This window comes from Pseudogemmobacter lacusdianii (genome assembly GCF_030848395.1).
GTDB lineage: Bacteria > Pseudomonadota > Alphaproteobacteria > Rhodobacterales > Rhodobacteraceae > Pseudogemmobacter > Pseudogemmobacter lacusdianii.
This window is the reverse complement of the sequence record NZ_JAVDBT010000001.1, coordinates 272,093-294,358: the sequence shown is the minus strand read 5'-3', so window position 1 is coordinate 294,358 and position 22,266 is coordinate 272,093. Positions and strand designations below refer to the sequence as shown.

Annotated in this window: 17 protein-coding genes and 2 tRNA genes; 9 read left to right on the top strand and 10 right to left on the bottom strand. The window is 62.3% G+C overall.

Features of this window, described 5'->3' with window-relative positions; all coding sequences use genetic code 11:
- Positions 1-18: 18 nt before the first annotated feature.
- The 6 genes from Q9295_RS01420 to Q9295_RS01395 all read right to left on the bottom strand — a co-directional run bounded on the left by Q9295_RS01420 (position 19) and on the right by Q9295_RS01395 (position 7,120).
- Complete coding sequence (locus Q9295_RS01420) at positions 19-1,533, bottom strand: UDP-N-acetylmuramoyl-L-alanyl-D-glutamate--2,6-diaminopimelate ligase (RefSeq protein WP_306678642.1); 1,515 nt, start codon at positions 1,531-1,533, stop codon at positions 19-21.
- A gap of 8 nt (positions 1,534-1,541) precedes the next feature.
- Positions 1,542-3,332 carry a peptidoglycan D,D-transpeptidase FtsI family protein gene (locus Q9295_RS01415; RefSeq protein WP_306678640.1) on the bottom strand — a complete coding sequence of 597 codons (1,791 nt, stop codon included), beginning with the start codon at positions 3,330-3,332 and terminating at the stop codon, positions 1,542-1,544.
- A 1-nt stretch (position 3,333) separates the two neighbouring features.
- Positions 3,334-3,738 (bottom strand): cell division protein FtsL, encoded by a 405-nt coding sequence (ftsL, locus tag Q9295_RS01410; protein WP_306678638.1) that lies wholly within the window; start codon positions 3,736-3,738, stop codon positions 3,334-3,336.
- Positions 3,738-4,730: a 16S rRNA (cytosine(1402)-N(4))-methyltransferase RsmH gene (gene rsmH, locus Q9295_RS01405; RefSeq protein WP_306678635.1), complete on the bottom strand. Its 993-nt coding sequence runs from the start codon at positions 4,728-4,730 to the stop codon at positions 3,738-3,740. The genes ftsL and rsmH overlap by 1 nt, the downstream gene beginning before the upstream one ends.
- A 4-nt stretch (positions 4,731-4,734) precedes the next feature.
- Positions 4,735-5,244 carry a division/cell wall cluster transcriptional repressor MraZ gene (locus Q9295_RS01400; RefSeq protein WP_306678632.1) on the bottom strand — a complete coding sequence of 170 codons (510 nt, stop codon included), beginning with the start codon at positions 5,242-5,244 and terminating at the stop codon, positions 4,735-4,737.
- A gap of 790 nt (positions 5,245-6,034) precedes the next feature.
- Positions 6,035-7,120, bottom strand: coding sequence for an Mrp/NBP35 family ATP-binding protein (locus Q9295_RS01395; protein ID WP_306678630.1), 1,086 nt, complete (start codon positions 7,118-7,120; stop codon positions 6,035-6,037).
- A 276-nt stretch (positions 7,121-7,396) separates the two neighbouring features.
- On the opposite strand from Q9295_RS01395, the gene Q9295_RS01390 reads away from it, so the two are divergent.
- Positions 7,397-7,612: a DUF1127 domain-containing protein gene (locus tag Q9295_RS01390; protein WP_306678627.1), complete on the top strand. Its 216-nt coding sequence runs from the start codon at positions 7,397-7,399 to the stop codon at positions 7,610-7,612.
- Positions 7,613-8,115: 503 nt separating this feature from the next.
- Positions 8,116-9,261, top strand: coding sequence for a benzoate/H(+) symporter BenE family transporter (locus tag Q9295_RS01385; protein ID WP_306678625.1), 1,146 nt, complete (start codon positions 8,116-8,118; stop codon positions 9,259-9,261).
- Positions 9,262-9,414: 153 nt separating this feature from the next.
- On the opposite strand, the gene Q9295_RS01380 is transcribed toward Q9295_RS01385, so the two are convergent.
- Entirely contained in the window at positions 9,415-12,264 is a 2,850-nt protein-coding gene (locus Q9295_RS01380) for an ATP-dependent helicase (protein ID WP_373457403.1), read from the bottom strand.
- A gap of 270 nt (positions 12,265-12,534) precedes the next feature.
- Between Q9295_RS01380 and Q9295_RS01375 the strand changes: the two genes are divergently transcribed.
- The 6 genes from Q9295_RS01375 to hisH all read left to right on the top strand — a co-directional run bounded on the left by Q9295_RS01375 (position 12,535) and on the right by hisH (position 19,681).
- Positions 12,535-14,061 carry an MDR family MFS transporter gene (locus Q9295_RS01375; RefSeq protein ID WP_306678623.1) on the top strand — a complete coding sequence of 509 codons (1,527 nt, stop codon included), beginning with the start codon at positions 12,535-12,537 and terminating at the stop codon, positions 14,059-14,061.
- 117 nt (positions 14,062-14,178) lie between these two features.
- Entirely contained in the window at positions 14,179-17,619 is a 3,441-nt protein-coding gene (locus Q9295_RS01370; RefSeq protein ID WP_306678622.1) for a pyruvate carboxylase, read from the top strand.
- Between the two features lie 268 nt (positions 17,620-17,887).
- Positions 17,888-17,962 (top strand) — tRNA-Gly (locus tag Q9295_RS01365).
- A gap of 281 nt (positions 17,963-18,243) precedes the next feature.
- A tRNA-Gly gene (locus Q9295_RS01360) sits at positions 18,244-18,318 on the top strand.
- A gap of 137 nt (positions 18,319-18,455) precedes the next feature.
- On the top strand, positions 18,456-19,043 hold the full coding sequence (hisB, locus tag Q9295_RS01355; RefSeq protein ID WP_306678621.1) for an imidazoleglycerol-phosphate dehydratase HisB: 588 nt from the start codon (positions 18,456-18,458) through the stop codon (positions 19,041-19,043).
- Positions 19,040-19,681, top strand: a complete 642-nt coding sequence (hisH, locus tag Q9295_RS01350) for an imidazole glycerol phosphate synthase subunit HisH (protein ID WP_306678619.1) — start codon at positions 19,040-19,042, stop codon at positions 19,679-19,681. Before hisB ends, hisH begins: the two co-directional genes overlap by 4 nt.
- Before the next feature lie 79 nt (positions 19,682-19,760).
- On the opposite strand, the gene Q9295_RS01345 is transcribed toward hisH, so the two are convergent.
- Positions 19,761-19,991 carry an Ada metal-binding domain-containing protein gene (locus tag Q9295_RS01345; protein WP_306678617.1) on the bottom strand — a complete coding sequence of 77 codons (231 nt, stop codon included), beginning with the start codon at positions 19,989-19,991 and terminating at the stop codon, positions 19,761-19,763.
- Positions 19,992-20,066: 75 nt separating this feature from the next.
- Positions 20,067-20,453 carry a DUF2147 domain-containing protein gene (locus Q9295_RS01340; protein ID WP_306678616.1) on the bottom strand — a complete coding sequence of 129 codons (387 nt, stop codon included), beginning with the start codon at positions 20,451-20,453 and terminating at the stop codon, positions 20,067-20,069.
- A 128-nt stretch (positions 20,454-20,581) separates the two neighbouring features.
- Between Q9295_RS01340 and hisA the strand changes: the two genes are divergently transcribed.
- A complete protein-coding gene (gene hisA, locus Q9295_RS01335; RefSeq protein WP_306678614.1) occupies positions 20,582-21,301 on the top strand; it encodes a 1-(5-phosphoribosyl)-5-[(5-phosphoribosylamino)methylideneamino]imidazole-4-carboxamide isomerase in 720 nt (239 codons plus the stop codon).
- Here hisA and Q9295_RS01330 read toward each other — a convergent pair.
- The gene (locus Q9295_RS01330) at positions 21,298-22,218 is read right to left on the bottom strand and encodes an HNH endonuclease (protein ID WP_306678612.1); all 921 of its coding nucleotides are present in this window, start codon (positions 22,216-22,218) and stop codon (positions 21,298-21,300) included. The genes hisA and Q9295_RS01330 overlap by 4 nt on opposite strands.
- Positions 22,219-22,266 lie beyond the last annotated feature (48 nt).

Below are 22,266 nucleotides of genomic sequence, written 5' to 3'. Positions count from 1 at the left end.
TAAGGGTCGGGCTTGCCATCAGATCAGGCCGTCTAGGGCGGCGACGGCGATCGAGGCTTGCTCGACATCATCGAAGGGGAAGACATTGCCTTGGATGGTTTGGCCGGATTCGTGGCCCTTTCCGGCGATGAGGAGCGCGTCGCCGGGTTGCAAAGCATCGACGGCGCGCAGGATGGCTTCGGCGCGGTCGCCGACCTCAGTGGCTTCGGGACAGGCGGCGAGGATGGCAGCGCGGATCGCGGCGGGCTCTTCGGAGCGCGGGTTGTCATCGGTGACAAAGAGCACATCGGCATTGTCGCGGGCGGCAGCGCCCATCAAGGGCCGCTTGGTGGTGTCGCGGTCGCCGCCCGCGCCGAAGACCACGATGATCCGGCCCATCACATGCGGGCGCAAGGCGCGCAGAGCGGTTTCCAGCGCATCCGGAGTATGGGCGTAATCGACGAAGACGGCGGCGCCGTTTTGCCGTGTGGCGGCCAGTTCCATCCGGCCCCGCACCCCGGTGAGTTGCGGCAGGCAGCTGAGCACGGCACGCGGCGATGCCCCGGCGCCGATGGCAAGGCCTGCGGCCAGCGCCACGTTTTCGGCTTGGAAGGCTCCAATGAGGTTGAGCCGGGTCTGGAACACCTGCGGGGCATTCGGGTCGCCGTGCCAGATGAAGCGGACCTCTTGCCCGGTGGCATCGGGTCGCGTGGCGGCGATTTGCAGATCAGCCCCCTGCCCTTTGCCCACGCAAAGCAGCTCAAACCCGGTCTCCAGCGCCAGCTCGGCGATCTCGGAGCCATGCGCGCCGTCGAGATTGACCACGGCCACCGCCTCATCGGGCAGAAGGCGGGTGAAGAGCCCGGCTTTGGCCTCGAAATAGGCCTCCATCGTGTGGTGATAGTCGAGATGGTCTTGGGTGAGATTGGTGAAACCGGCGGCTTTGAGGCGCACGCCTTCCAAGCGGCGCTGGTCGAGCCCGTGGCTCGAGGCCTCCATCGCAGCATGGGTGACGCCAGCCCCGGCGGCATCCGAGAGCATGCGGTGCAGCGTCATCGGATCGGGGGTGGTGTGCGAAGAGGGTGCGGACCAAGCGCCTTCAACCCCGGTGGTGCCGATGTTGATCGCGGCATGGCCAAGCGCGGTCCAGATCTGCCGGGTGAAGGTGGCGACGGAGGTTTTGCCATTGGTGCCGGTGACGGCGACCATCGTCTCGGGCTGGGCGCCGAACCACAAAGCCGCGGCATAGGCCAAAGCCTCACGCGGGTCTTTGACGACGACGAGGGCCACATCATTGAGACCGATCGCCTCGGCGCCGATCACCGCTCCCATTGGGTCGGTCAGGATGGCGGCGGCGCCTTGCTCTACCGCGGTGGCGATGAAATCGGCACCATGGCGCAAAGAGCCCGGCAAAGCCGCGAAGAGCATGCCCGGACGCACGGCACGGCTGTCGGCGGTGATGCCGCTGAGCTCTGGGTTGCGGCCTTCGCGGGCGTTGAGCCCCAGATCATTCAACCGCTTCAAACCTGCCACACCGGCCCCCGTTTCTGCCATTCACACCATCAGTTGCTTGAGGCTGTTAGCGTGGTTTCTTGGGCGAGTTCAACCTTGGGACGGAGGCCCATCAAGGGCGCGGTGCGCCGGATGATCTCGGCCGTGACCGGCACAGCGGTCCAACCGGCGGTGCGTTTGGGCTTCGGGCCGGTGCTGTCGACCGGCTCGTCCAGCGTGACAAGCACGACATAGCGCGGCGCGGAGGCTGGGAAGACCGAGGCGAAGGTGTTGATCACTTTGTCTTTATAATAGCCGCCGGTGCGTTTGGGCTTATCGGCGGTGCCGGTTTTGCCGCCGACCTCATAGCCGGGCACCTCGGCCAGGCTGGCGGTGCCGGTGGTGACCACGCCGCGCAGCATATCAACCGAGTCGCGGGCGACTTTTTCGGACAGCACGCGGGTGCCTTTGGCGGCGGCAGTCTGTTTGATCAACGTGGGTTTGACATAGATGCCGCCGTTGCCAATGGCCGCATAGGCTGCGGCAAGGTGCATCGGACTGGCCGACATGCCGTGACCGTAAGAGGCGGTGATGGTGACGATATCGGGCCATTTCTTCGGGATCAAAGGCTTGGCGCCGGGAGCCTCGACCAGTTCGATGGGCAGGGGGTCAAAGAGGCCGAGAGATTTGAAGAAAGCCTGCTGGCGCACGCCACCGATCATCAGCGCGATACTGGCGGTGCCGACGTTGGAGGATTTGCCGATCACATCGGTCACGGTCAGGAGGGGGCCGTAATTCTTGCCCTCAAACTCTTTGATCCGGTGCTTGCCCCAGACCATCGGCGCATTGGCATCGACCAAAGTGTCGGGGTTCACAAGGCCAAGCTCCATCGCCTGCGCGGCGGCGAAGATCTTAAAGGTCGAGCCAAGTTCGTAGACGCCCTGCACAGCGCGGTTGAAAAGCGGGCTGTCCGAGGCTTCGTCATTCTTGCCGATCAGCGGCACGGGGCGGTTGTTGGGGTCAAAGGTCGGGGCCGAGGCCAGAGCGATGACCTCGCCGGAATAGACATCCATGATGATCGCCGCACCGCCCTTGGCATCAAGCGCAGTGATGCCGGCTTGCAGCACCTCTTCCACGGTGGCCTGCACGGTGAGATCGATGGAGAGCTGCAAAGGCTCACCGCCTTGGGCGGGGTCGCGCAGCCGCGCATCCATTGCCTTCTCAATCCCAGCGGTGCCGATGACCTCGGCCGAATGCACGCCCTCGGCGCCGAAGGAATAGCCGCCCAAGACATGGGCGAGCAGGTTGCCATTGGGGTAAAGCCGCATCTCACGCGGGCCGAAGAGCAGGCCCGGATCGCCGATGTCATGCACCAATTGCATCTGCTCGGGCGACATCACCTTGCGGATCCAGACGAAGCGGCGACCGTCAGTGAAGCGACGCTCCAAAGCATCGGCTTTGAGATCGGGGAAGATCTCGGCCAAGGCCTGAGCCGTGCCTTTGGGGTCCACCATATCATGCGGATGCGCGTAAAGCGCATGGGTGGTCATATTGGTGGCGAGAAGCCGACCGTTGCGGTCCACGATATCGGCACGCTGCGCCACGATCTCGGCACCCGGAGCCGAGGCGACCGGCTCCATCGGTTCGGTATTGGCCAAATGGCCCATCCGCACCCCGATGAGCACGAAGAAGGAGGCAAAACAGGCCGCCATCAGGCCCAAACGTGCGGCGGCGCGCGAATGGGTGCGCTCTTGCATCGCCTGCTGGCGGTTGTGGATGTTCTCGCGCTCGATCAGATCGGGGTTGGAGCCATCGGCGCGGGCGCGCAACACACGGGCAAGCGGGCGAAGCGGAGTGCGCATCTTAGAGCCCCTCCCCTGCGGCGGTGGCGACGATTGCTTCGACCTGATCGGCGATATTGTCATCGACGGCGGCCATGCCGCTGAGGCTGTCGATCGGACCGGTGATCGGCGCGATCTCGGGGACCGGCATCACGACTTGGGCGACGGCGCCGAATTGCTGCGGCTCCATCGGCAAGAGTTTGAGCGTGTCAAAGTTCAGACCGGCAAGATCGCGCAGCCGCTCGGGGCGGTTGAGATAGGCCCATTCGGCGCGCTGGACGGAGAGCGCTTCGCGCAGATTGGCGATCTCATTTTGCAAGCCGCGCACTTCGCGCAAAGCGGCTTGAGTGGCGTAATTCTCGCGGTAGGCCCAAAAGCCAAGCGCGATCAGGCCCAGAAAGGTCAGAACATAAAGCACGGGGCGCATCAGCGGCGTCCTTTGCGGCTGAAGGAAGGCAATCCGAGATCAGCGTGTTCGATGGTTTTGGCGGGGGCATCGGTGCGGATGCCGACGCGCAATTTGGCGCTGCGCGAGCGCGGGTTGGCGGCGATTTCCTCATCCGAGGCGGCAATGGCTTTGCGCGACACCATCTTGAAGCGCGCGGTCACGGTGGCGGCTTCGGGGGCGTAGCGGTTGGCCGAGGGCTCTTGGCCAGAGGCGGCCTGGAAGAAGCGTTTGACGATGCGGTCTTCAAGGCTGTGGAAGGTCACCACGGCGAGCTTGCCGCCGGGTTTCAGCGCGCGCTCGGCGGCGGCAAGTCCTTCGGCCAGTTCGGTGAACTCGGCGTTGACCGCGATGCGGATGGCTTGGAAGCTGCGGGTCGCGGGATGGCTTTGACCGGGTTTGGGGCGCGGCAATTGGCGGGCGATGATCTCGGCCAGCCGCAGGGTATTGGTGATCGGATCTTTCAGACGCTCGGCCACGATGGCGCGGGCGATGCGGCGCGAGGCATGCTCTTCGCCGTAATGGTAAAGCACATCGGCGATATCCGCCTCGGCGGCGGTGTTGACGAAATCTGCGGCCGAGGGGCCGTCTTGCGACATCCGCATGTCGAGGGGGCCGTCCTTCATGAAGGAAAAGCCCCGCTCGGCCAGATCAAGCTGCATGGAGGAGACGCCAAGGTCCAAGACCACGCCGTCAAGCTGCGCGCCTGCCAGATCATCGAGATTGGAAAAGGTGCCGAGTTTCAGCGAGATAGCGGGCATCTCGGGCAGCCATTTCGCCGCCATTTCATGCGCCAAAGGATCGCGATCGATGCCGATGACATGATCTGCGCCAGCGGCCACAAGACCGCGTGCATAGCCGCCCGCACCAAAGGTGCCATCGACCCAAGTGCCCGCAACGGGGGCCACAGCCGCCAGCAAGGGCGTCAGGAGAACCGGGATGTGAGGATCGGAAGCCATGGCAGTGGCAGTCATTGGCTTACCCCATACGCGACGCGCGGCCCACCAGGGTCAGCGGATCAACATCATCATCATCTTCGTCTTCTTGCTCGGCCGCATAGACCTCGGCGCGGTAAAGCTTGAAGCGGTTGGTGGCCCCGGCGAAAACCGCCTCGCCACCATGGGTGGTCAGGTCGGCGCCAAGAAAGCCCATCTTCTCGCGCACCTTTTGCGGCAAGACAATGCGGCCATCGGGTTCAATCTCGACCATGACGGAACGGGAGATCAAGTCGCGCTCGGCGCGGTCACGTTCGGGCGAGCCAAGCTCCATAGCCTCGATACGCGCGGCCAGAGCATCCGCGCCAGCCTTCGAATAACATTCAACAAAACGGCGCGCTTTGCCGCCGTAGACCATGTACAGCCGGGCCCCGCCCTTGTCACCTTTTTGGAGATCGTCTGCGTCCAGAATGCGACGGAAGGCCGCCGGGATCGAAACCCGGGCCTTCTTATCCACCGACTGGTGAATCTCGCCTCTGAATGCCTCAGCCATCTGTCCCGTGGCCTTTACCAAAAAACTTCATCAATCCCGGCGAATGAAAATGGGCGGACCGGGTTGCTGCCACTTCCCGATCCGCCCTCTGTCCCATCGCTGGGGCGTCCAGCTACGCGTGCCACCTGGGGGAGATGTCTGCTCGCGCGCGCGCCGGATCTGTGTTGCGTCGGATGAAAGGGGCTGCCTGTATGAAGCTGCCTATCGCCTTGTTCGGGGTCTTGTTGCCGCCCCAGCGTTTTTATTTGCCCATCTCATCTTCCGTGATGAAGGGATCGCACGGGACGCGATGGGATGGCAAGGGATTTTTCGGGACGCAACCCCTGAATCGCCGATCACTTTTGGCCAAAAGAATCGACTTGGCGGGGAGATTCGGAGCTCACAGAGCTATCCTTAGGGATCACGCCAGCGTGTGCCTCTAGATATGGTGCCAAATGTGACGGACCAGTTTTTCCCATCCAATCCCATTTTTCTGCAAGTCATCCGGGGAATTGCAGAAATATCACATCTTGCAGGGGGGTCGTTTGGCGCGACCAGCCCGAGAATCGGGCGCCGAAGGGCGAGAATCGGCACTCGTTCCCGTGAAATCCCGTGAGCGGCGATTCGCAGGCGGAGGCGATTCCAGAATCACCGCCCCGTGATCGGTGCGTGATTCGGACGATGGGGAACTCTAGACCGCCCCTGCCCCGCCCCGCGCGGAAGAGGGCAAAGAAAAACGCCCCGCCCGAAAAGCAGGCGAGGCGCTGAGACAGTCAGTAAGTACAGTCAGTAAGTACAGGCGGAGCGCTTGTCAGGCGATGCCGCCCGCGATGAGGCGGTTTGCCAGCGTGGCATAGGCCTCGGCATGGGGGCCGTCGCCCGCCGCGATCGGCGTGCCACTGTCGCCCGCCAAGCGCACATCCAAAGCCAGGGGCAGCGCGCCAAGGAAGGGCAGATCAAGCTTCTTGGCCTCGGCTGCGACGCCGCCGTGACCGAAGATATGATCCTCATGCCCGCAATTGGGACAGATATAGGTCGACATATTCTCAATGAGCCCCAGCACCGGGGTTTTGAGCTTGGCGAACATGTCGATCGCCTTGCGCGCATCGAGCAGCGCCACGTCCTGCGGGGTCGAAACCACAATCGCGCCGGTGAGCTTGGTCTTTTGGCACAAGGTCAGCTGCACATCGCCAGTGCCGGGCGGCAGGTCGATGATCAGCACATCCAGCGTGCCCCAGTTCACTTGGCCGAGAAGCTGCTGGAGCGCGCCCATCAGCATCGGGCCGCGCCAGATCACCGCCTCATCTTCACGCAACATCAAGCCCAGCGACATCATGGTAACACCATGCGCTTGCGGCGGCTCGATGGTCTGGCCGTCGGGGCTGGCGGGGCGCACGGTCACGCCCATCATCTTGGCTTGGCTGGGGCCAAGGATATCAGCATCGAGAAGCCCAACTTTGCGGCCTTGTCGTGCCAGAGCCACGGCGAGGTTCGAGGAAACGGTGGATTTGCCCACCCCGCCCTTGCCACTGCCGACGGCGATGATGCTCGCGATGCCCGAGATCTGCTGCGGCCCGCCCTCTTGCGGCTTGGGGTGCCCGCCGATCTTCAGCTGCGGCGGCGGCTCTTTCTTGGCCGGGCCATGCGCTGTCATCACCACCGAGACCTGAGCGACACCGGGCAGCGCCTTCAGCGCCGCCTCGGCCTGCGCTTGGGCAGGTCCAAAGGCGCGGGCTTCGTCCGGCGTTGGGGCCTCGATGACGAAGCGGATCGCAAAGCCTGCGGGCGTTTCATCGACCACGAGCGCACGAATCAAATCGCGCGAGGTCAGGCTGCCCCCGCCCGGCAGCGCAATGCCAGCCAAGAGTTCAAGAATAGTGTCGCGGGTTACGGCCATGAAATTCTTCCCCTTCGTATGCCGCGCAAGGTCAGGCGGATTGGCGAAAAGGGCAAGAGGGCTTCGAGCCGCACCTAAAGGCTGCGCCAAGGCGAAGTTCGCTGACTGCCCAATTAGGCGGCAAAACCCTTAGGAATAATGACGTTTTTATGACGCCAAGCCATGCGGACGCTGCATGGCGGCAATGCGGAGCCATCCATTGTGCAGGTGCAGCATAAGGTCCAAGTTAGCGTCAACAGCGAGACAGGATTTTCCGCGACTCGCTTGCAACAAGGCATGACGCAAATGGCATATGTAAATTCCGCCGCCTACGCCCAACCCAGCCGCCTGGCTGGCCTTTACGCCTCGCTGATGGGGGCTTTGGCCCGTCGCCGGCTTTACAACGAGACCCTGGCCGAGCTGCGGCAGCTGTCGGACCGCGATCTGGCGGATCTGGGCATCTCGCGCTTCTCGATCACCGAGCTTGCACATGAGGCGACTTACGGCAAATAAGACCTGATGGGGCGCAAGCCCCTGAAGACCCTCAGAATTCAGATTGCCCGGGCCCCGCTCCTCCTCCCTTGGGGTCCCCGCAAAAGCGGCGCTGCCACTCCTCCTCCCTCGGCAGCGTCGCACCCTCTAGCTTCGGTGACCTCACCTCCTCCTCCCCGAGGTCACTGGACGAAGCGGCGGCCCCCGCTCCTCCCCTGGGGTGCCGCCGCGCTCTTTTCGGGACCGGTCGGTCCCAGACGATTTTCGTAGGCCGCTCCTCCTCCCTTTGGCCTGCGGAACCAGCGGCGGTGCCCTCCCTCCTCCCTCAAGGCACCGTCGCGCTTCAACATCGGGCCCTTCCCTGCCCGAGATTTTCGTAGGCCGCTCCTCCTCCCTGCGGCTGGCGGAACCAGCGGCGGTGCCCTCCCTCCTCCCTCAAGGCACCGTCGCCCCTTCCTTTTTTCCCGACCGCCCGTAATAGTTTGCGCGATTTGCGCCGACGGAGGAGCGCTGATGGAGGGGCCATGCGAGCATCCGTGATTACAGCCGCCTTCGTGGCGGCATTGGTGGGCTATGGCTCAACCATCGCCCTGGTGCTGGCCGCCGCCGCTGCGGTGGGCGCGACGGCGGAACAAACCGCAAGCTGGCTTTTGGCAGTCTGCTTGGCCAAGGCGGTCGGCGGAGCGCTGCTTTCCTTTTGGCACCGGGTGCCGGTGGTGTTGGCTTGGTCGACACCCGGCACGGCTTTGGTGGCCGCAACCCAAGGGCTGAGCCTTGAGATCGCGGTCGGAGCCTTCGTGCTGACCGGCGTGCTGATCGCTTTGACCGGGCTCTTGCGCCCCTTGGGCCGCGCGGTGGCGATGATCCCGGATGGGATTTCGGGCGGAATGCTGGCGGGGGTGCTTTTGCCCTTCGTGCTGCAAGGCGCGGTGGCGGCCGAGACCGCGCCGCTTTTGGTGCTGCCGATGCTGCTGGTCTTTGCACTGGTGCGGCTAAAAAGCCCCGCCTTTGCCGTGATCGTGGCCCTTGTGGCAGGCGTGGCGCTGGCCTTTGCCAGCGGCAGTCAGATGCCTGCGCTGAGCCTATCGCTGCCGCAACTGGTGCTGATCTCTCCCGCCTTTGAACTGAGCAGCGTCATCGGCCTTGCGATCCCGCTTTATCTTGTCACGATGGCCAGCCAGAACCTGCCCGGCTTTGCCACCATGCGCGCCGCCGGGTTTGAGCCGCCGGTGCGCAGCGCTTTGGGGGTGACGGGGCTGGTCTCGACGCTTTCGGCGTTCTTTGGGGCCCATACGACCAGCATGGCGGCGATCACGGCGGCAATCTGCATGGGCGATGATGTTCATCCTGATCGGAGCCAGCGCTGGAAAGTGGGCCTCGCCTATGCCGGCTTCTGGGTGCTCTTGGGCCTTTTCTCGCCGCTGCTCCTGACGCTGCTTGGCGCCCTGCCCCCCCAGGTCATGATGGCCTTGGTCGCCCTGGCCCTCCTCGGAGCTTTGACCGGAGCGCTTGCCACCGCCATGGCCAAGCCCGAGCAACGCTTCGCCGCCGTGCTGACGCTGGCCGTCACCACGGCGGGCGTACCGTTCCTTGGCATCGGCGCGGCCTTCTGGGGCTTGGTCTTGGGGGTCGCCTTCCAACTCCTTGAGCGCACGCGGCCCAAACCATAGAAAAGCCGGAGGCGCTTCGCCCCGCCGAGGACATTCAGAATTCTTTAACTTCTTTCAGAACTCTAAATATCCCCGCCGGAGGCCTCCCCTCGCCGGTTGCGCCGCAGGCGCAGAGGCGAGAGATCATCTTGCGGCGATAGCCGCGCTATTTCCTTAAAACGGCATATCGTCGGCTTGGTCGGCGGGCATCACGAAGCGGGCGACGATCTTCTTCTCGCCGGCTTTATCGAACCGCACATCAAGCTTGTCACCCTCGATATCCACGACCTCACCATAGCCGAATTTGGTGTGGAACACCCGATCACCGATGCTGTAGCCGCTGATCGCGGCGGCATCGATGGTCATATTCCGCGCCTCGCGCGGCTGGGCGATCGGGCGCGAGCTTTGGCGTTCTTGCAAGCGCTTCCAGCCGGGCGAGTTATAGACATCCGCTTTTGACACCCGCTCTTCAAGATGCGAGCCAAAGCCGCCAAAGCCCGCCGCCGCCCCATAGCCGCCGCCCATCAGGCTTGGCGGGGTGATCACATCGACATGGGCGCTTGGCAGCTCATCAATAAAGCGGCTGGGGAGTTGGCTTTGCCATTGGCCGTAAACCCGGCGGTTCGAGGCGAAGGAGATCGTGCAAAGCTCCTCGGCCCGCGTGATGCCGACATAGGCGAGGCGGCGCTCTTCCTCGATGCCCTTTTGCCCGGATTCGTCCATGCTGCGCTGGCTGGGGAAAAGGCCATCCTCCCATCCCGGCAGGAAAACCACCGGGAATTCCAAACCCTTGGCGCCGTGCAGCGTCATGATCGAGACCTTCTCAACCGACTCTTCCGCGTCGTTATCCATAATCAAACTGACGTGATCCAGAAAACCTTGTAGGTTTTCGTGATGCTCCAAGCCTTTGACGAGTTCCTTCAAGTTCTCGACGCGCCCTGGTGCTTCTGGGTTTTTGTCCTTCTGCCACATGTCCATGTAGCCAGACTCATCCAAAATCATCTCCGCGAGACGAATGTGGTCACCCTCCAGAATCGCCAAGAAATTCTTATCGACGTCCAAGAGGCTTTGAATTCGGATTAGTTGCTGTTTGATTTGCTCGCTTTGACCAGCCGAGTTAGCAGACTTGGGGTCTTCAATAAGCAGGTCAAAGGCAACCTCGCCTCCTTCGAGAACCTCGAACTCTGAAAGTTCAGCGCTTAGCTGCGACATAAGCTCATAATGCGACGCGATCCGCGCCTGAAACTTCGCAATTTCCTGAGGATTATCCCTGTTAACGATCAAGTTGTGCCAAAGGTCGATGCCCTCGACAAAGACCTTTAGCTGTGAAGCTGCCTTAGCGCTCAGACCCTTGCGGGCCAGAAGGCTGCGTGCGCCTTCGTGCAGGCTCATGCCGATGGCGCGGGCCTCAAGCTGGATCTCTTGCTGCGCCTTATCGCCAAGGCCGCGTTTGGGCAGATTCACCACGCGCTCAAAAGCAAGATCATCCTCGGGCGAGACGGCGAGGCGGAAATAGGCCATCGCATCGCGGATCTCTTGGCGCTCGTAAAAGCGCGGGCCGCCGATGACGCGGTAGGGCAGACCGATGGTGAGGAAGCGGTCCTCAAAAGCGCGCATTTGATACGAGGCGCGGACGAGGATGGCGATTTCATCTAAGGAAAAACGATCAAGCGGGCTAGCAAGCACCTGTTGGTATTTCGCTGAAGCTTCAGCCTGCTTAGTCAGCAACCATTTGACAAGCTTTTCTACCCGTTCATCGCTATAAGCGATTTTCTCTTCAATTACGGCTTTAAAGAAGGCCCGACGGGTAGCCCACTTAAGTCCGCCTAAAGCAATTCGCAGCAAATTATTGTGAGCCAACATAGACCGCAAGTTTAGTCGATTTTTTGCAGCAACGTGCCTTCCGGATCGAAGAGCCTCGACCTCTTCGCCGATCCAGCGCGCCTCTTCCTCACCGTCCCAATGGCCGATGAGGCGGACCTTTTCGCCGTCCTCAGCCTCGGTCCAAAGCGTCTTGCCCAAGCGGCCGGCATTGCCTGCGATAACGGCGGAAGCCGCGGCAAGGATATGCGGGGTGGAGCGGTAGTTTTGCTCAAGCCGGATCACCGTGGCGCCGGGGAAATCCTTCTCAAACTTCAGGATGTTGCCGACCTCGGCGCCGCGCCAGCCGTAGATCGACTGGTCGTCATCCCCCACACAGCAGATGTTCTGATGCGCCTGCGCCAAAAGCCGCAACCAGAGATATTGGGCAACGTTGGTGTCTTGATATTCGTCGACAAGGATATAGCGGAACCAGCGCTGATACTGCGCCAAAACATCCGGGTGGTTTTTGAAGATCTCCACGCAATGCAGCAGAAGATCGCCGAAATCGCAGGCGTTGAGGCTGCGCAGACGGGCTTGATACTCGGCGTAAATCTCGGTCCCGAGGTTGTTATAGGCCGAAGCATCGGTGACGGGCACGCGGGCGGGCGTCAGCGCGCGGTTCTTCCAAGCGTCGATGAGCCCCGCAAGCATCCTTGGCGGCCAGCGCTTGTCGTCGATGTTGCGGGCTTGGATCAACTGCTTCAAGAGGCGCAACTGATCGTCGGTGTCGAGGATGGTGAAGCTGGGTTTCAGCCCGACCAACTCGGCATGGCGACGCAGGATTTTCACCGAGAGCGAGTGGAAGGTGCCCATCCACGGCATGCCCTCAGCCACCGGGCCAAGCAAGCGGAAGACCCGCTCTTTCATCTCGCGCGCGGCCTTGTTGGTGAAGGTCACCGCAAGGATCTCATTCGGGCGGGCGCGCTGGGTGTTCAGGATATGAACGATCCGTGTCGTCAAAGCCTTGGTCTTGCCGGTGCCAGCCCCCGCGAGCATCAGCACCGGGCCATCCATCGCCTCAACCGCAGCACGTTGCGCGGGGTTGAGGTCGTCCAGATAGGGTGCAGGTCGCGCGGCCATTGCGCGCTGCGACAAAGGCACGGGGGCTCCGGCGGCGGGGCCAGAGGCGTTCAGCGGGTCGGTGTCATCCCAAGCGTTCATAGCGTGAAGATAGCGAGGCTTTGGGCCAAGGGAAAGCACCGTTCTTGGATTGTTCACCAAGCGATGCGGCTTTCTCTGCGCGGCGGTAAGGCCCCTGCAACCCAGCATCGCTCCGGCGCGTTACCTGGGCGGTTGCAAGACGCCGAGCCGAGGGCGCGCAATTGACATGCCGTCGCAGGGGGCAAATAGATTTCATGACAGGATCTGCCCTTTCTCTGTGCCGACGCCGCATCCCTCCCCTTCCGCTTATTTTGTTTCAGATGGTGTTCGATGACTGTTGACCCCCAAAGCCCAGCGCCGCGTACGGCTGTGGAGCAAGGTGCCTCATCCGTGCGGTTGGTGATTGCCTCGGTCGCGGTGCTGTTGCTGCTGGCGGCGCTGGACCAGACCATCGTCTCGACCGCCTTGCCGACGATTGTCGCTGATCTGGGCGGGCTCGATCATCTCAGTTGGGTGGTGACGGCCTATATTCTGGCCTCGACCGTGGTGGCGCCGCTTTATGGCAAGCTGGGCGATCTTTATGGCCGGCGGAAGATGGTGATCATCTCGGTCACGATTTTCCTTCTGGGATCGGTGCTTTGCGGCGTGGCGCAGAGCATGGGCTTTTTGATCACCGCCCGCGCGATTCAAGGTTTGGGCGGCGGCGGGTTGTTCGTGCTGGCGCTGTCGATCATTGCCGATGTGCTGCCGCCCGAGGAGCGCGGCAAGATCCAAGGCGTCTTTGCTGGGGTCTTTGGCGTCTCTTCGGTGATCGGGCCCTTGTTGGGCGGCTGGTTTGTCGAAGTGGCCAGTTGGCACTGGATTTTCTTCATCAACCTGCCGATCGGGATTGCGGCTTTGGCAGGGTTCATTTGGGGCTTTCACGCCCCGGCGGTGCGGGTCGCGCATAAGATCGACTATGCGGGGGCGGCCCTGCTGACGCTGACTTTGGGATCACTGATCCTTGTCACCTCGCTGGGCGGGCGCAGCATCGCTTGGGACGGCCCGGCGGCGCTGAGCTTGTTGGCTTTGGCGGTGCTGGGGCTTTTGGCCTTCCTTTGGGTCGAGACCCGCGCGGCCGAGCCGGTGCTGCCCCTAAGCCTGTTTCGCGGCAATGTGTTCAACGTCACCTCGGGCATTGGCTTTGTGGCGGGGGCGATGATGTTCGGCACCGTGACCTTCATCCCGGTCTGGCTGCAAATCGCGCGCGGCGCCTCGCCCACACAATCGGGCTGGGAGATGATCCCGCTGACCTTTGGCATCCTGATCGCCTCAACACTTTCAGGGCGATACATGGCGCGGACCGGGCGTTACCGGATTTTGCCTCAGGTGGGCCTTGTGATCGCGAGCTTTGGCATGGCGGTGCTGACGCAGTTGGATCCTGCGATGCCGGCACCGCTTTTATGGGCTGCCCTGATGGCGATTGGCGCTGGGATGGGCACGATTTTCCCGGTGATCACCACGGCGGTGCAAAACACCGTGCCGCGCGCGCAGATCGGCACCGCCACCGCCGCCGGGCTGATGTTTCGCCAGATCGGCGGCTCTGTCTCGGTTGCGGCCTTTGGTGCAATCTTTGCGGCTGGGATGTCGGCCTCGCTTGGCGCCGCCGGATCGGGGGCGGTGCATGTGGCCGAGTTGGGGCCGCAAATGATGGCCGGATTGGACGAAGCAGACCGCGCGATGATCGGCCAAGCGGTGTCAAACGCGTTGCATCCGGTCTTTTGGATCAGCCTTGCCTTGGTGCTGATTGGGCTGGTGCTGACCTTGGTGCTGAAAGAAGTTCCGCTGACCAATCGCAACGTGCCGAAGGGCGAATAATGCCCCCTTTCCGCAATGGCGCAAAAGCCTGCGATTTTGTCGCAGGCCGCCCTTGCGCTGCACTGCAGCATCCATAGAGTGACGTAATGTAACCTATCCTCGGGAGACCCCGCGCTTATGCCCGACTTCAAAAAAATCCTCGTTGCCAATCGCGGCGAGATCGCCATCCGCGTCATGCGGGCTGCCAATGAGATGGGCAAGAAAACCGTCGCCGTCTACGCCGAGGAAGACAAGCTGAGCTTGCACCGTTTTAAGGCCGATGAGGCTTACCGGATCGGTGAGGGCATGTCTCCGGTGGGCGCCTATCTCTCGATCCCCGAGATCATTCGGGTGGCGCGGATGTCCGGGGCAGATGCGATCCACCCGGGCTATGGGCTTTTGTCGGAAAATCCTGATTTTGTTGAGGCTTGCGACGCAGCGGGGATCACTTTCATCGGGCCTCGGGCCGAGACGATGCGCGCGCTTGGCGACAAGGCCAGCGCGCGGCGGGTGGCGATGGAGGCCGGGGTGCCGGTCATTCCGGCGACCGAGGTCTTGGGCGAGGATATGGCGCTGATCAAGCGTCAAGCCAAAGAGGTCGGCTATCCTTTGATGCTGAAAGCCTCATGGGGCGGTGGCGGGCGCGGGATGCGGCCGATCCTGTCCGAGGATGAGCTGGAGGCGAAAGTCCGTGAAGGCCGGCGTGAGGCCGAGGCGGCTTTCGGCAATGGCGAGGGTTATCTGGAGAAGATGATTCTGCGCGCGCGACATGTCGAGGTGCAGATCCTTGGCGACCGCGAAGGCAATGTCTGGCATCTGTGGGAGCGCGACTGCACCGTGCAGCGGCGCAACCAAAAGGTCGTCGAGCGCGCCCCTGCCCCCTACCTCTCCCAAGCCCAGCGCGAAGAAGTTTGCGAGATGGCGCGGCGGATCTGCGCCCATGTGAATTACGAATGCGCCGGCACGGTCGAATTCTTGATGGATATGGATGAGGGCAAGTTCTACTTCATCGAAGTGAACCCCCGCGTGCAGGTCGAGCATACCGTCACCGAAGAGGTGACCGGGATCGATATCGTGCAGGCGCAGATCCTGATCGAAGAGGGCAAATCTTTGCCCGAGGCGACCGGTGTGGCCTCGCAAGCCGATGTGAAGCTGAACGGCCATGCCTTGCAGTGCCGCGTCACCACCGAAGACCCGCTGAACAATTTCATCCCCGATTACGGGCGCTTGTCGGCCTATCGCTCGGCCACCGGCAATGGCATCCGGCTGGATGGCGGCACCGCTTATGCGGGCGGTGTGATCACGCGCTATTACGATTCGCTCTTGGTGAAGGTCACCGCCCATGCGCAGACGCCGGAGAAGGCGATCTCTCGGATGGACCGGGCCTTGCGCGAGTTCCGCATTCGCGGCGTGGCCACGAATATCGAGTTTGTCATCAACCTCTTGAAGCACCCGACCTTTCTTGATGACAGCTATACGACCAAATTCATCGACACCACGCCCGAGCTGTTCCAGTTCAAAAAGCGCCGCGACCGGGCGACGAAGCTGTTGATTTATATCGCAGATATCACGGTGAACGGGCATCCTGAGACGGCGGGCCGCGTAAAGCCCCCGGCCGAGGCCCGCGCGCCGAAAGCGCCGCGCCCCAAGGCCGAGCCTGCGATGGGCACCCGCAATTTGCTGGAGCAAAAGGGCCCGCAAGCGGTGGCAGATTGGATGCGTCAGCAGAAAAAGGTGCTGATCACCGACACAACCATGCGCGATGGCCACCAGTCGCTGCTGGCGACCCGGATGCGCTCGATCGATATGATCAAGGTGGCCCCGGCCTATGCGGCGAACCTGCCGCAGCTTTTCTCGGTCGAATGCTGGGGTGGCGCGACCTTCGATGTGGCTTACCGCTTCTTGCAAGAATGCCCATGGCAGCGCTTGCGTGATCTGCGCGCGGCGATGCCCAATGTGATGACGCAGATGCTGCTGCGCGCCTCGAACGGGGTCGGCTATACGAATTATCCCGACAATGTGGTGCAATCTTTCGTCAAACAGGCCGCCGAGACCGGGGTCGATGTGTTCCGCGTCTTCGATTCGCTCAACTGGGTCGAGAATATGCGGGTGGCGATGGATGCGGTGATCGAGGCGGGCAAGCTCTGCGAAGGCACGATCTGCTACACCGGCGACCTTCTGAACCCTGAGCGGGCCAAATATGATCTGAAATATTACCTCGACCGCGCACAAGAGCTGAAGGCGGCGGGCGCGCATGTCTTGGGCCTGAAGGATATGGCCGGGCTGATGAAGCCCGGTGCGGCGCGGGTGCTGGTGAAGGCGCTGAAGCAAGAGGTTGGCCTGCCGATCCACTTCCACACCCATGACACCTCGGGGGCGGCGGCGGCGACGATCTTGGCGGCTTGCGATGCCGGGGTGGATGCGGTCGATGCGGCGATGGATGCGTTTTCGGGCGGCACCTCGCAGCCCTGCTTGGGCTCGATCGTGGAAGCCTTGCGGCATACCGAGCGCGACACCGGGCTTGATATGGCTTCGATCCGCGAGATCTCAAGCTATTGGGAAGGCGTGCGGAATGAATATGCGGCCTTTGAATCGGGCCTGCCCTCGCCTGCCTCGGAAGTTTACTTGCATGAAATGCCCGGCGGCCAATTCACCAACCTGAAGGCGCAGGCGCGCAGCTTGGGGCTGGAGGAGCGCTGGCAAGAGGTGGCGCAGGCCTATGCCGATGCCAACCAGATGTTTGGCGATATCGTGAAGGTGACGCCCTCGTCGAAAGTGGTCGGCGATATGGCGCTGATGATGGTGGCGCAGGGGCTGAGCCGGGCGCAGGTGGAAGACCCGTCGGTGGATGTGGCTTTCCCGGATTCGGTGGCCGATATGCTGAAGGGCAATCTCGGCCAACCGCATGGCGGCTGGCCGCAGGGCATCTTGCAAAAGGTGCTGAAGGGCGAAGCGCCTTTGACCGAGCGTCCGGGCAAATCGCTGCCGCCGGTCGATCTGGAGGCGACGCGCGCCAAGCTTTCGGCCGAACTCGACGGGCTGGCGATCGATGATGAGGATCTGAACGGATACCTCATGTATCCCAAGGTCTTCCTTGACTACATGGGCCGCCACAAGACCTATGGCCCGGTGCGCACCCTGCCGACGCGGACCTTCTTTTACGGCATGGAACCCGGCGAGGAGATCACCGCCGAGATCGCCTCGGGCAAGACGCTGGAGATCCGTCTGCAAACCGTGGGCGAGACCACGGAAGATGGCGAGGTGAAGGTGTTCTTCGAGCTGAACGGTCAGCCTCGGGTCATCCGAGTGCCGAACCGGGCGGTGAAGGCCAAAACCGCCGCGCGCCCCAAAGCGGTCGAGGGCAACCCGCAGCACATCGGCGCGCCGATGCCGGGGGCGGTGGCTTCGGTTGCTGTGGCGGTCGGGGCAAAGGTGCGGGCCGGGGATCTGTTGCTGACCATCGAGGCGATGAAGATGGAGACCGGGCTGCATGCCGACCGTGAGGCCACGGTGAAAGCCGTGCATGTCACCGCTGGCGCCCAGATCGAGGCCAAGGATCTTTTGATCGAGTTGGAGTGATTTTCTAAGGCGGCAGAGCAAAGAATCTGTCGCTGAATTTAGAGAGAATCTTCGCGCGAAGGCGGCCCGAAGGGGCCGCCTTTTGCATGACGCACGGGCAAGGCTTGTGCCGAGGCGCTTCTTGCAAGCCTTTGATGCGACGGCAGAAAGAAAATAACCGCGATTTCCTTAAGGTTTTCGCACCCTGTCAAAAAAACTTCTTCGCCGCGTGATTTTTCCCCTTGCGGAGGCCCGTGCCGCCGACTAGATCAGCGCCAGTCCAGACGGTGCGGGCGTAGCTCAGGGGTAGAGCATAACCTTGCCAAGGTTAGGGTCGTGAGTTCGAATCTCATCGCCCGCTCCAAATGGACCAAAACGAAAAGGCGATCCTTCGGGATCGCCTTTTGTCATTTCAGGCTGCCGGTTTGGCGCAAGGCTTTCGAGGCCTGAAGCAGCCCCGCCCCCGACGGTTTTACGTTTTCCCGCCGCACTCCGCGACCGCTTTGCCCTCGGCGCTGCCCCTTCCCTACCTGCGAAACCCCGGAAATTGGCCTACTCTCCTTTCAGGCGAAAAAACTCTGCAAGAAATCTGTTTTCCGCCCTTGCGCCCCCCGAAAGCATCGGCTAAATCCCCGCTTACGGAGTGCGGGCGTAGCTCAGGGGTAGAGCATAACCTTGCCAAGGTTAGGGTCGTGAGTTCGAATCTCATCGCCCGCTCCAAATCGAAAAGGGCGCCTTTCGGGGCGCCCTTCGTCGTTTCAAACCCTTGCCGGATAAGGCCCAAGGGTTTACCAGCCGCCTAAGGGGCGCCTTGGTCGCGCCCTTCCCCTTGTTTGAGAACCGCGACGGAGCATCCCATGCGCAAGGTCGAAATCAGCCGAAACACCGCCGAGACCGCGATCACTGTTGCGGTCAATCTGGATGGCAGCGGCGCTTATGACAACCAAACCGGGGTTGGCTTCTTCGACCATATGCTGGACCAGCTGGCCCGCCATAGCCTGATCGATATCACGGTGCGGGCGAAGGGGGATTTGCACATCGACGACCACCACACGGTCGAAGATGTCGGCATCGCTTTGGGTCAGGCTTTGACCAAGGCCTTGGGAAACAAGGCAGGTATCCGGCGCTATGGCCATTTCCGGCTGGCGATGGATGATGCGCAGGTGGCTTGCGCGCTGGATCTCTCGGCGCGGCCCTTCCTGATCTGGAACCTGCCCTTCCCGACGCAGAAGATTGGCACTTTCGACACCGAGCTTGTGCGTGAGTTCTTCCAAGCGCTCTCCACCCACGGCGGCATCACTTTGCATGTCGATCTGATCCATGGCTTCAACAGCCACCACATCGCCGAGGCCTGCTTCAAAGCCGTCGCCCGCGCCTTGCGTGAGGCGGTAGAGCCTGATCCGCGGATGGCAGGCGTGCTGCCCAGCACGAAAGGTGCATTGTGAGCCTTACTGTTCTGGTTGATTACGATTCGGGCAATCTGCACTCGGCCGAAAAAGCCTTTCAGCGGATGGCCTTAGAGGGCGATGCTGGCGAGGTTCTGGTCACTTCGCGCCCCGAGGATGTGGCGCGGGCGGACCGGATTGTCCTGCCGGGAGACGGCGCCTTTCCGGCCTGCCGCAAGGCCTTGGGCGCTTACGGCGGTCTTTTTGAGGCGATTGATGAGGCGGTCACCCAAAAGGGTCGCCCCTTCCTTGGCATTTGCGTGGGCATGCAGATGCTGGCCTCATGGGGCCGGGAATATGAGGATACCGCCGGTTTTGATTGGATCGGTGGCGAGGTGGTGCGGATTGCCCCCTCGGACCCAAGCCTGAAGGTGCCGCATATGGGCTGGAACGATCTGGTGATCGATCAGCCGCATCCGGTGCTGGACGGGCTGAAGACCGGCGATCACGCCTATTTCGTGCATTCCTACCACTTCTTGGTAGAGAACCCCGCCCATCTGCTGGCCCATGCCGATTACGCCGGGCCGATCACGGCGATTGTCGGGCGCGACACGATGGTGGGCACGCAGTTCCACCCGGAAAAGAGCCAAGGTCTTGGTTTGCGGCTGATTTCTAACTTCTTGAAGTGGAAGCCGTAAGGTTTTCGGCACCGGCGGGGGCATTCTGCCCCCACAGTCGCTGAGGATATTTAGGTTCTGAATGAGGGATGAAGGCTTGTTAGCCGCCACAGCGTTTGCAGGGGCGGTAACCGGTGGCTTGCGCCTCGGCGGGGCTGGGAAAGATCCTTACGTTTCGTTGCAGCGGCTTTGCCGGGCAGCCGTCGCGGCAGTGGATGCCGGTGGTGAGGACGGCCCAAGTGAGACCCGTGAGGCTGCGCGCCTCATGCAGGGCCCATTCGGCATCATCGGGGGCGCGGCCCAAGTCGCGGTTGAGTTTCGGTTTTACCATGGGGCCTCCTTGTGCCCCCAAGGCTAGTGCTCGGGCCGCGTGGCGGCGACCCGAAGCTTGCGCAAAAGCGGCGGCTTACTTCACCCGCGCCCAGTTTTGCTTGGCGCAGATCAAGCCACCCATCACGCAGCCCGACAGCCGCAACTTATCGCCACTGAGCGCAATGGTGCCGTAATAGGTTTTGCCATTCGAAGGCCGGAAGACCGAGCCTTCGTAATTGCCACCCCCTTGTGCCGCCATATCAGTGACGATCTGTTTGCCTTTATTGTCAGAGGCATAGGTGCTGCCATCGGCCTTATAGGTCTGGGTGATCGTGCCACAAAGCGCCGCGCCGCAAGGCTTGATGGTGACATGGGCAAAAGCGCCATCATCCACCTCGGTCTGCCAAACCCCTTCCAGCGGATCGGCTGCGGCAAAGCTGGCGCAAAACGTCAAGCTGGCGGCAAGAGCAAGTATCTTCATTGGTTCCCCCTCCCTGAGGTGTAAAAAATCCTTGCGCCGCAGGGTCAACCGATCAAGCGTGACGTTGGGTCCCTTCCCTTCTGGCCGCGCCCGTGGCAGGAGGCGCCCAGCGATAAGTGGAGCCCGTCATGATCCTGTACCCCGCCATCGACCTTAAAGACGGCAAATGCGTGCGCCTTTTGCGCGGCGATATGGAGAAGGCCACGGTCTTCGGTGAGGATCCGGCAGCACAGGCGGCAGCCTTTGAGGCTTCGGGCTGCGAATGGGTGCATTTGGTCGATCTGAACGGCGCTTTCGCCGGTCAGCCGGTCAATGCGGCGGCGGTTGAGGCGATCTTGGCGCGGATCAAAGTGCCAGCCCAGCTCGGCGGTGGCATCCGCGATCTGGCAACGATCGAGATGTGGCTTTCGAAAGGCTTGGCACGGGTGATCTTGGGCACGGTGGCGGTGGAGAACCCTGCGTTGGTGCGCGAGGCGGCAAAGGCTTTCCCCGGCAAGGTCGCCGTGGGGATCGATGCGCGCAAAGGTCTTGTCGCGACCAAGGGCTGGGCCGAAGAGACCAATGTGCAAGTCACGGATCTTGCACGCAGTTTCGAAGACGCCGGGGTGGCGGCGATCATCTACACCGACATTGACCGCGACGGTGCGATGCAAGGCCCGAATATCGAAGCAACTGAGGCTTTGGCCCGCGCCGTCTCGATCCCGGTGATCGCCTCGGGCGGGGTGAGCCGGATGGAAGACCTGCTGGCCCTGCGCGACACCGGCGTGATCGCAGGCGCTATCTCGGGCCGCGCGCTATATGATGGCGCGATTGATCTGGCTGCGGCGATTGCAGCGCTGAAGGGTTAATCCCAAGGCAAGGGGCCCTCCGAGGCCCCCTGCCCGAAGACATTTTCACGATGCCACTTAAGATGCGCCGGATGCGGCGCGTCCCAAGCATAGAGCGGCGGCAAGAGCCGCCCGCCGGGCGCCATCAACCGGTCTGTCACTTCGCTGGGCACCTTATTGCGCGAGACAAGGATCGAGTGATCATCGGCGACCGAGATCAGCCCGCGATCAAACATCCAATGCAATGTGCCGGTCAAAGCAAGGCCGTTGCGTGTGGTATCGGGGCCACCAGAGGCAACGGGGTGTATATGCGCCGCCTGCACCTCGGGCCGGCCGCCGCCATTGCGCAGCCGCAGGCCCGAGATAGCGCAGCGATAATCATAGGCCGCGCGCACTTTGCGGCGAAAGGCAATGTCGCGATAAGGCCGGCTGACCAGCCGCTCGATCACCGGGCGCTCGAAAGGTGCAGGGGCTTCGTCCAGTTCAGGACGCGGCGCATCATAGCGGCGCGCTTCTTGTTCGATCAAATCCGCTGGCAAGCCATGCCGGACGATGGCGGCGAATTCCGCCTCGGGCAGGCGGCGCACCGCAAGCTGCACCGCCCCGCCTGAGCGCGGCAACCCATCCGGACCGGTTAAGGCGGCTTCAAGCGGCCGACCGTTGATTAACCGCGGCACCTCACGGTCGAAGGGCAGGTAGCTTTGCGGCGCGATCAGGGCGAGGTAGCGGCCCTCGGCCCCAGGCTTGGGGATGACCCGATCGATCTTGGCGGCGGCGAAATAGCCGCGCGGGCCGGCTTTCACCGGCTCATAATAAACGACCCAATCTCCGACGCCCTCCCGGATGGCACTGAGATACTGACGAGGGAAATCGTAAACGCGGTCAGGTTCGTCTTCGTAGATCGAATCGGCCTTGTGCAGCAAAACCAGCTTCGTCATCGGCCCAGGAAAGCAGATTGTGATAGATTGGCATAGGGGTTCGGTGCA